This is a genomic window from Leptolyngbya sp. FACHB-36 (assembly GCF_014695955.1).
Lineage (GTDB): Bacteria > Cyanobacteriota > Cyanobacteriia > Leptolyngbyales > Leptolyngbyaceae > FACHB-36.
Genome location: NZ_JACJPG010000336.1, coordinates 1 through 8,200 on the forward strand (window position 1 = coordinate 1; position 8,200 = coordinate 8,200).

At 52.0% G+C, this 8,200-nt stretch carries 12 protein-coding genes; 7 read left to right on the top strand and 5 right to left on the bottom strand.

Annotation, left to right across the window (positions count from 1 at the left end; translation table 11 throughout):
* Both H6F43_RS09565 and H6F43_RS09570 read right to left on the bottom strand, forming a co-directional pair.
* On the bottom strand, positions 1-224 hold a 224-nt coding region (locus H6F43_RS09565; protein ID WP_190342567.1), incomplete at its 3' end, for a peptide-methionine (S)-S-oxide reductase.
* 272 nt (positions 225-496) lie between these two features.
* On the bottom strand, positions 497-1,411 hold the full coding sequence (locus H6F43_RS09570) for a cation diffusion facilitator family transporter (RefSeq protein WP_190342568.1): 915 nt from the start codon (positions 1,409-1,411) through the stop codon (positions 497-499).
* 217 nt (positions 1,412-1,628) lie between these two features.
* Between H6F43_RS09570 and H6F43_RS09575 the strand changes: the two genes are divergently transcribed.
* Together H6F43_RS09575 and H6F43_RS09580 are read left to right on the top strand one after the other, a co-directional pair.
* Positions 1,629-1,982: a hypothetical protein gene (locus H6F43_RS09575; RefSeq protein WP_190342558.1), complete on the top strand. Its 354-nt coding sequence runs from the start codon at positions 1,629-1,631 to the stop codon at positions 1,980-1,982.
* A gap of 23 nt (positions 1,983-2,005) precedes the next feature.
* Positions 2,006-2,383 (top strand): hypothetical protein, encoded by a 378-nt coding sequence (locus tag H6F43_RS09580; protein ID WP_190342559.1) that lies wholly within the window; start codon positions 2,006-2,008, stop codon positions 2,381-2,383.
* A gap of 30 nt (positions 2,384-2,413) precedes the next feature.
* On the opposite strand, the gene H6F43_RS09585 is transcribed toward H6F43_RS09580, so the two are convergent.
* On the bottom strand, positions 2,414-2,635 hold the full coding sequence (locus tag H6F43_RS09585; protein ID WP_190342560.1) for a DUF4327 family protein: 222 nt from the start codon (positions 2,633-2,635) through the stop codon (positions 2,414-2,416).
* 274 nt (positions 2,636-2,909) lie between these two features.
* A complete protein-coding gene (gene pdxA / locus H6F43_RS09590; RefSeq protein ID WP_242025465.1) occupies positions 2,910-4,001 on the bottom strand; it encodes a 4-hydroxythreonine-4-phosphate dehydrogenase PdxA in 1,092 nt (363 codons plus the stop codon).
* Positions 4,002-4,163: 162 nt separating this feature from the next.
* Here pdxA and H6F43_RS09595 point away from each other — a divergent pair, with 162 nt between their 5' ends.
* Complete coding sequence (locus H6F43_RS09595) at positions 4,164-4,268, top strand: PetM family cytochrome b6-f complex subunit 7 (RefSeq protein WP_190342561.1); 105 nt, start codon at positions 4,164-4,166, stop codon at positions 4,266-4,268.
* Positions 4,269-4,370: 102 nt separating this feature from the next.
* On the opposite strand, the gene H6F43_RS09600 is transcribed toward H6F43_RS09595, so the two are convergent.
* Complete coding sequence (locus H6F43_RS09600; RefSeq protein ID WP_190342562.1) at positions 4,371-4,790, bottom strand: metalloregulator ArsR/SmtB family transcription factor; 420 nt, start codon at positions 4,788-4,790, stop codon at positions 4,371-4,373.
* A gap of 259 nt (positions 4,791-5,049) precedes the next feature.
* Between H6F43_RS09600 and H6F43_RS09605 the strand changes: the two genes are divergently transcribed.
* The 4 genes from H6F43_RS09605 to H6F43_RS09620 all read left to right on the top strand — a co-directional run.
* Entirely contained in the window at positions 5,050-6,030 is a 981-nt protein-coding gene (locus H6F43_RS09605) for an SDR family oxidoreductase (RefSeq protein WP_190342563.1), read from the top strand.
* Positions 6,031-6,060: 30 nt separating this feature from the next.
* Complete coding sequence (locus H6F43_RS09610) at positions 6,061-6,978, top strand: NAD(+) kinase (protein WP_190342564.1); 918 nt, start codon at positions 6,061-6,063, stop codon at positions 6,976-6,978.
* A gap of 30 nt (positions 6,979-7,008) precedes the next feature.
* Complete coding sequence (gene nblR, locus H6F43_RS09615) at positions 7,009-7,701, top strand: response regulator transcription factor NblR (protein ID WP_190342565.1); 693 nt, start codon at positions 7,009-7,011, stop codon at positions 7,699-7,701.
* Positions 7,702-7,713: 12 nt separating this feature from the next.
* The coding region (locus tag H6F43_RS09620) for a DUF192 domain-containing protein (protein ID WP_190342566.1) at positions 7,714-8,200 on the top strand (487 nt) is incomplete at its 3' end.

The following is an 8,200-nucleotide window of genomic DNA, read 5'->3' on the forward strand; positions in this document are numbered from 1 at the left end:
ACTGCTGTCGAAAAAACACCAGGTTGCTGCCAAAACTTCCGCTCTGCGCCCCAGAAGCAGCCCAATCCAAACAGTGCTAGCTCTAAGCCATCGGGATAAGGCGGCTTCAACGGATTGTCATTGACAAAGTGACGATTGGGCACTGCGATTGGAGTGGAGCGCCCCGGCAATGCCTCTTCAGGCGTTGGCAGATTCAACTTTTTACCAAATCCAAACAGGGCCATAAGATTCACTCTGAACGTTAAACGCTTTACTTTTCTTTATCCTAGCTTAGGATCTCGGCAAGCTAAACGAGAACCTATGAAGCGGTTGATTTTGGTATCCAGTGTGACTACCTACTGGCATTGTGTTGTTAATAACAATTGCTATTGAAATAGTGCCGTGCTCTCTTTCTCTGGGTGGAACCAAACTGGACAAATTTCTTTTACCTTCTTAATGCGAAGAGCTGATGACTCCTTTAACCCCGGGTTCTCCCAGGGGTTTTTTTATGTGTAAGTTAGCGGTGTTCCTCGGTGACCTCGTAGCTGATGTGGTTAGAACTATAAGCAGGCGGCTCTACATGAATTAGCACCCGCGCAGGACCAAATCGCTCCTCTAGTCGGGCTTCAACGTCTTCAGTGATGCGATGCGCCGTTTCTACATCGCCTACACCCACAATCAGGTGCATCTCAATGAAGGTTTGCCGCCCAACGATTCCACGTGAAGCAATATCATGGCAGTTAAGCACTCCTGGCACCTGCATCGCGATCGCGTGAATCGCTTCCGGAGCGATCGCCATCTCGTCTACCAGCCATGGCAAGTTGGCTCGAATGACCGACCATCCACTTTGAAACACCATCAGGGCAACTGGAAATGCTAGCACCACATCTAGCCATTGAACGCCCCAGATCCAAATGCCGACTAAACCCGCTAAAACGCTAATCGTCACCCAGACATCGCTCATGGTGTGCTGGGCATCTGCAATCAAAATCGCGCTGCCGATTCGCTGACCCACATGGCGCTCATAAAACGTGACGAAGATGTTCACTCCCAGCACAATTAGCAGCAGCCACAGTTCTGGAGCCGTAATTGTTACCAGAGTTGGACTAGGGTTGAGCAACCGCTCGATCGCCCCTTGAAGAATTTCAAAACAGGCAATGCCTAAAAACGCAGCGATTCCCAAAGCCCCGACTGCTTCAAACTTTTGGTGCCCGTAGGGGTGGTCGCGATCGGGCTGAGGAGAAGAGAATCGGCTTGCTACAAGACCCAACACGTTGTTCGCACTGTCGGTAACGCTATGCATGGCGTCGGCAAGTAGACTAAGAGAGCCAGTCGCCCATCCTACACTTGCCTTCAAGCTCATCACAAACAGATTGAGCACTAAGGTAATAAACAGAACTTTGCGGACTTGAGCGCGATTATCCGTGACCACAACTTCTGAACCATGAATCACCATTCACGCTCATTAGTGTAAAGCGGAATGCTCCACCGGCCCTCTGCGGCAGTAAATATCTTTGAACGCTCCGCAATTAAATTAAGCAGCTAAACTGAGCAGCCAGGGAGCTACTAGAGATTAGCTCCTTGCAACGTATTCATGTTGCCCTACTTAACCAGTACCATAGGACTACAAAAGGTTTGATTAACCGCGCATGTCTTCATCTCAACTTACGCTGAATTTAGTCGAGGGGTCAGTTTCATTTAGCTTCCCTGCCCAAGCTGCCCGCGAACTTCAAGCCGCGATCGCTGTTTTAATGAATAGCCTCAAAACAACGGCAACCACAAAATCTACACCGGGCAGTCGGGCGACACCTCAGCAACCCATGGAATATCGCTACACGGGCGACGTGTTTTTGGAAATCTTTTGCAATCCAAACATTTGGTCGTCCCCGTTTGCCGCGAAGGTGCTGATCACGCTGCGGGACGATCGCATTCGCTTGACAACCGAAGCCGAACTAAGCCGCGTTGTAGAAGACCTCAACCAGTACCTAGACCAAATTGCTTAATCTCGTTTTAGAGGAACTGCCGAATGAACTCCGATATCGTCGTTGATATGCTGCAAAAAGGGTTTCGCGTCACGCTCGGTGCGACTACCTCTCTGATTGAAGTCCTACAGGACCCTGAAAAACGTCAAGAGAATTTAGCGAAACTCAGTCAGGAGTGGAGCCAGCTATCTGAGGATTGGGCAGCGAAAGGCTTCCAAACGGAGCAAGAAGCCCGCAGCTTCGTGGATAGCTTAGTCAGCCAACAGCCGTCTTCAACTACTGCCGCTAGCCCTCCTAGTGGAACAACAGCGCCAACAGCACCGCCTGATGTTCAACTAGAGCTTCAGGAACTCACGGCGCAGATTGCGGCAATTCGAGCTGAGCTAGAACGGCTCAGAAATCAGGATTCATCGTCACAGTAAGCAAGCCTGACTGAGGCTAATACGCTACGGCTAATCGTTTTCCCACTCTTCGCGACCCATCAAGTCCCCGATGCGATCGCGCAGCAGAAAATTGCAGCGCTCTAACTCGCCCTCGATGCAGACCCAATCGCGCGGGGGAATAAATTGACAAAGGGTGTAGATTGGCTGGTTACGGCTGACAATTCCTCTCTGGACGAGGTGGCGCGCCTCGTCTTGAATAACATCTAAAGAATATTGAATGGATTGAAGCATGGTCACCCTCATGTGCTTTCTAGCGAATCAAGCTTGTAGAAGTTTTGCGATCGTTAGCCGTGAACACAACGACGAAAGACAAAATGTAGACCGGCTCACTGTATTGCTCGGATTAATTTGTAGCCAGGTATACTGAAACTGTCTCTATTCTCGCGCTAAAACCCGTTAAAGTCTGTTAAGAAAAGTTAACAAAGTTATTAAACCTTGACTAAAATGCAGCGATATCTCTGTATTGCCTCTGCCTAAAGGCAGGTTTTATGGAGAGCTTGAGCATTTATTTTCCAACAAGACTCTGCTTAGCTGCGCGATGAACGTTCCGTTGCCGACAAAGATCTACTGCTAACTGTAACGCTGCTTTTAGGCTGGCAGCATCCGCAATTCCCTTTCCGGCAATGTCAAATGCAGTGCCATGATCGGGAGAAGTGCGGACAAACGGTAGCCCGATCGAGGTGTTGACGGCACAGTCAAACGCCATCAGCTTCACAGGAATTAGACCTTGGTCATGATAAAGCGCCAGATAGGCGTCAGCAGTCGAAGTAGACTGAGCGGTTTCATTGCCAAACCAGGCTTGTCCTGGCTTCACCCAGAGCGTATCTGGAGGAACGGGACCCTCCAGTCGAATGTGAGGGAGCCGATCGCGTTGCTCACTCAGCCACGGAATCAGCCACTCCTGCTCTTCCCGCCCCAGTTGCCCCTGCTCACCGCTGTGAGGATTGAGTCCCGCAATCGCGATGTGCGGCGTCTCTAAGCCAAAGTCCTGGCACAAGCAGTCCAGCAGCAAATTCAGCTTGAGGCTGAGTAAGTCGGGCGTCAGCACTTCAGCAACGCGGCGCAGCGGAATGTGAGTCGTTGCCAGTAGCGTCCGCAGCGTCCAACCCGTGTGGGGCGATCGCGCCACGAATAGCATGCCAAATCGCTCAACGCCTGAGCGCTCTGCTAGCAGTTCGGTTTGCCCAGGATACTCATGTCCAGCGGCTTTCCAAGCAGATTTCGCGATCGGTGCTGTCACAATTCCGTGAAAACGACCGGAGAGTGCGTGCGTTATTGCCGTTTCTAGATAGCGAAAACTTGCTTCTCCACTAGCAGCATTGCCCTGTCCGATCGTGATCTGCTGCTCAACTGTGGCATCTAGCCCAACCTCTAGAATTGCCAATTGATCGGGATGCGCCAGAGGTGCATCGGGTTGAACAGACCGCAGCTGCTGGTACGCTTGCTCAAGGCACGATCGGCGTCCAACGACCGTAAGCTCACAATCGTTTATCAGCGCGGGATCCGACAATGCTTTTAAGACCACTTCAGGACCGATTCCAGCGGGGTCACCGATCGGAATTGCTAGTGCGGGACGCGAGTTCATTCGGTTAGACATAATCAATTCACCGGAAGTGTTACCAATCTGGTTTAGAATATTTCTTCATATAGCGACTGCTGCATTGAGGTTGACCAGTGCTAGAGCGCGGCGAGTTGCCACAATCGAGTCCATGATCGAATCAATGTAAGACATTCCGCGATCGTACGGGAGATCTCACACATGTCCGCTGAATTCCTTAACGCTGCTCTTTTGTCCTTTACGCTCATTCTGGTCGGTCTAGGCTTAGGCTTTTTGCTGCTGCGGCTACAGGGTGGCGAAGAATAGCTGAGTGGAGTTGTCATCTAGAGAGTCACTGGTATTAGCGCTTGTTCGGCTCATGGCGATCGAACAGAGCCACAACCAATCGCTAATACCTACTTGACCGCTTTAATCATCTACCTCATCCAAGTGCTCTGCGACTTCTTGGTACAAGTTAAGCACGTGGCTGTCTTTGAGGCAGTAGAACACGTTACGCCCCTGTTTCCGGTAGCTAACTAGTCGCATTGCTCGCAGTGCCCGAAGCTGGTGCGAAACGGCTGATTCACTCATTTTGACAGCGGCAGCCAGATCACACACGCAAAGCTCCTGAATTGCAAGCGCTGACAGAATTCGGAGCCGGTTAGCATCGCCCAGCAAGCTGAAAAACTCTGCCATATGCTGGGACTTCTCAACACTAAGAATGTCGCGGTGCAATTGGCGCACGCTTGTCAGATCGACGGGGTGTTGAGCCGTGCAGTTCAAATCCTCCACAACCGTTTCATTCGCGGATGATTCTGTACGGCTGGAGGCAGGTGTGAGGTTTGACATGGCGATCGCAAAGAATGCTCAAAAGTTCAAACTACTTTCACACTAGCGCAGCAGGTTCCAAAGCGCTGGTTTTTATTTTGAAAAGCGATTGAACCGCTTTGTTGGATGGTGTGTGAGAGCAGGAACGAGGGCACTTTAAGAACCGAGGAAAGGCTTCGCTCTAACAGCCTCAACACCGTTCTCTTAAGTTTTCAAACGTTATTCGCCGCAATTTCTGATAAAATCTTACAAAAAGTTACGAATTCGCCGTTAATCCCTCATGAACATACTAGTTGTCGGTGCTACTGGAACGTTAGGAAGGCAGATAACGCGCCGTGCGCTGGATGAGGGACACACCGTCCGCTGTCTCGTTCGTAGCTTCAAGAAAGCCGCTTTTCTGAAGGAGTGGGGAGCAGAACTGGTGCCGGGCGACCTTTGTAAGCCAGAGACGTTAGCGCCCGCTCTTGAAGGCGTCACAGGAGTAATTAACGCTGCCACGACTCGCGCTACGGATTCCCTTAGCATTCAGCAAGTTGATTGGCAGGGCAACGTAAATTTGATTCAAGCGGCAAAGCTAGCAAACGTCGATCGTTTCATCTTTTTCTCGATTCTGGATGCCGAGAAATATCCCGACGTGCCGCTGATGGAAATTAAGCACTGCGTCGAGCAATTCCTGGCAGAGTCGGGGTTAAACTACACAATTTTGCGCTCCTGCGGCTTCCTGCAAGGCTTAATTGGTCAGTACGCCATTCCCATTTTGGAGAATCAATCGGTTTGGGTGATGGGAGATACGTCGCCCACAGCTTACATGGATACGCAAGACATCGCTAAATTTGCCGTTCGTGCTCTGACAGTGCCAGAAACCGAGCGACGATCGTTTCCAGTGGTTGGGTCCCGCGCTTGGGGCGCTTACGAGATTATTCGACTGTGTGAGCGACTGTCGGGTCGAACGGCGCGTGTGTCCCGAATGCCGATCGGTCTGCTACGGGCTGTGCGACGAACGACGCGGTTCTTTGAATGGACTTGGAACGTGTCCGATCGCCTCGCCTTCGCAGAGGTTGTGGCTTCCGGTAAGCCGTTGACCGCTTCAATGGACGAGACGTACCGCGTGTTTGGCATCGACTCTAGTGAAACCACAACGCTAGAAGACTACATGCAAGACTATTTTGGTCGGATTCTGAAGAAGCTTAAGGAATTAGAATACGAACAACCCAAGGCAAAGAAACAATCGGACAAGAAACGCACCTACCCCCGATTCTGAGCCACTCTATCCCTTAGCCCCTCTTCTACCGTGCCCAAAGCTGGCATTATTTACAACGACGTTAAGCCTGTTGCCTGTCGGACCGCCCAAGAGCTGAAAGACCGGCTGTTGGCAAGCGGCTGGGATGTTCGCCTTGCCACAGGTATTGGCGGCATTCTAGGCTATTCCAGCCCAGAGAGCCCTGTTTGCCACACGCCGATCGATCGGCTTAATCCACCTGGATTCGATGAGGACATGACGTTTGCTATTGTCCTTGGTGGTGATGGGACGGTGCTGTCTGCCTTCCGCCAAGTCGCGCCCTATGGAATTCCGCTGTTGACGATTAATACCGGACACATGGGGTTTCTGACAGAAGCCTACCTGAATCAACTGCCGCAGGCGATCGACGCCGTGCTAGAAAATCGCTACGAGATTGAAGAGCGCACGATGTTAGCGGTGCAGGTGGTCCGCGATCAGACACTGCTGTGGGAAGCGCTCTGTTTGAACGAAATGGTGATTCATCGAGAGCCGCTAACTAGCATGTGCCACTTTGAAGTGCAGATCGGGCATCATGCTCCAGTAGATATTGCTGCTGATGGGCTAATTGTCTCGACGCCTACTGGCTCCACTGCCTACTCCCTCTCGGCAGGGGGTCCGGTCGTCACACCCGGAATTCCAGTGCTGCAACTTGTGCCAATTTGTCCGCATTCGCTCGCCTCTCGCGCCTTGGTCTTCTCAAACACGCAACCTGTGACGATTTTTCCTGCGAATCCTAATCGACTCGTGATGATTGTAGATGGCAACGGCGGCTGCTACGTGCTGCCTGAAGACCAAGTTAAAATTCAGCGATCGCCGTTTCCAGCCCGGTTTATCCGGCTGCAATCCCCGGAGTTCTTCCACGTCCTGCGCGAAAAGCTGGGCTGGGGACTGCCCCACATTGCCAAACCGACTTCAGTGGAACTGCCGTAGAATGAGGAAGCGCTAACACCCCTCAGCTCCATGAATGTGTCTTCTGATTCCAGTCCCTGCGTGCTGCTTGTTGAACCCGATGAGGCACTTGCAAGTCATGTCAGCCTCGACCTGAAGGAATCTGGCTACGACGCGGTCGTGGCGCAGGATGCAACAAGTGGTCTACGACAGGCAACCGAGCATCAGCCTGCGCTCATTGTGGTTGATCGAATGTTGAGCGGGGAGTCGGGGCTGTGGCTGTGTAGTCGGCTACGATCCTTGGGCAATCGCGTTCCTGTCTTGATGCTAATGGCACGGGATACGGTGGACGATCGTGTTGCCTGCTTAGAAGCAGGGGCAGACGATTATTTCCTGAAGCCGTACCGCACTGAGGAGTTTCTAAATTTGGTGCGGTTGTATTTGCAACCCGACACGTCCAGCTCAGAGAAACTGCGGTTTGGCGATCTGGTGCTGGATCTGACGACTCGGCGTGCACTGCGCAATGGGCGCGTCATTGATCTGACAATGAAGGAGTACGACCTGCTCAAATATCTGATGGAGCATCCTCGCGAAGTTCTGACGCGGGAACAGATTTTGGAGAACGTCTGGGGCTACGATTTCGTGGGCGAGTCGAACGTCATTGAAGTGTACATTCGCTATCTGCGGCTGAAGATTGAGGATGAAGGCGAAAAGCGGCTGATTCAGACAGTGCGCGGCGTTGGCTACGTACTGCGAGAGGCTTAGAGGAAGGAAGTAATGAAGCGAATTTGCCTGCCGATTCTGCTAGCGCTGAGCGCGTTTTTGATTGGTTGTGCGTCTCCCCTTGGCGCATCTAACGAACCCTCCCAGCCGTCTCCGTCGCCGAGTCCTATGGAAGTAAATTTGGGTCAAACCTTACCCATCTCGGCTCAGGTCAAAATTGCGAATCAAACGATTCGGTTGGAGGTTGCCCGCACACCCGAGCAGCAAGCGATCGGGCTAATGTACCGCACCAGCCTAGCTGCCGATCGCGGAATGCTATTTCCATTTAAGCCAGCTCGGCGCGTAGGCTTTTGGATGAAGAACGTTTCGATTCCGTTAGACATGATCTTCCTGCGAAACGGACGCGTTGAGTTTATTGCCAGTAATGCCGCCCCATGCCAGACGGACCCCTGCCCAACGTACGGTCCCAGTGTTCCGATCGATCAGGTGATTGAGTTGCGGGGTGGTAGAGCCGCAGAACTTGGGCTGAAACCGGGCGATC

Coding starts and splice junctions, on each gene's coding strand:
- H6F43_RS09605 (WP_190342563.1), top strand. CDS start 5,050: ATGAACATACTAGTTGTCGGTGCTACTGGAACGTTAGGAAGGCAGATA.
- H6F43_RS09595 (WP_190342561.1), top strand. CDS start 4,164: ATGTCCGCTGAATTCCTTAACGCTGCTCTTTTGTCCTTTACGCTCATT.
- H6F43_RS09600 (WP_190342562.1), bottom strand. CDS start 4,790: ATGTCAAACCTCACACCTGCCTCCAGCCGTACAGAATCATCCGCGAAT.
- H6F43_RS09575 (WP_190342558.1), top strand. CDS start 1,629: ATGTCTTCATCTCAACTTACGCTGAATTTAGTCGAGGGGTCAGTTTCA.
- nblR (WP_190342565.1), top strand. CDS start 7,009: ATGAATGTGTCTTCTGATTCCAGTCCCTGCGTGCTGCTTGTTGAACCC.
- H6F43_RS09585 (WP_190342560.1), bottom strand. CDS start 2,635: ATGCTTCAATCCATTCAATATTCTTTAGATGTTATTCAAGACGAGGCG.
- pdxA (WP_242025465.1), bottom strand. CDS start 4,001: ATGTCTAACCGAATGAACTCGCGTCCCGCACTAGCAATTCCGATCGGT.
- H6F43_RS09580 (WP_190342559.1), top strand. CDS start 2,006: ATGAACTCCGATATCGTCGTTGATATGCTGCAAAAAGGGTTTCGCGTC.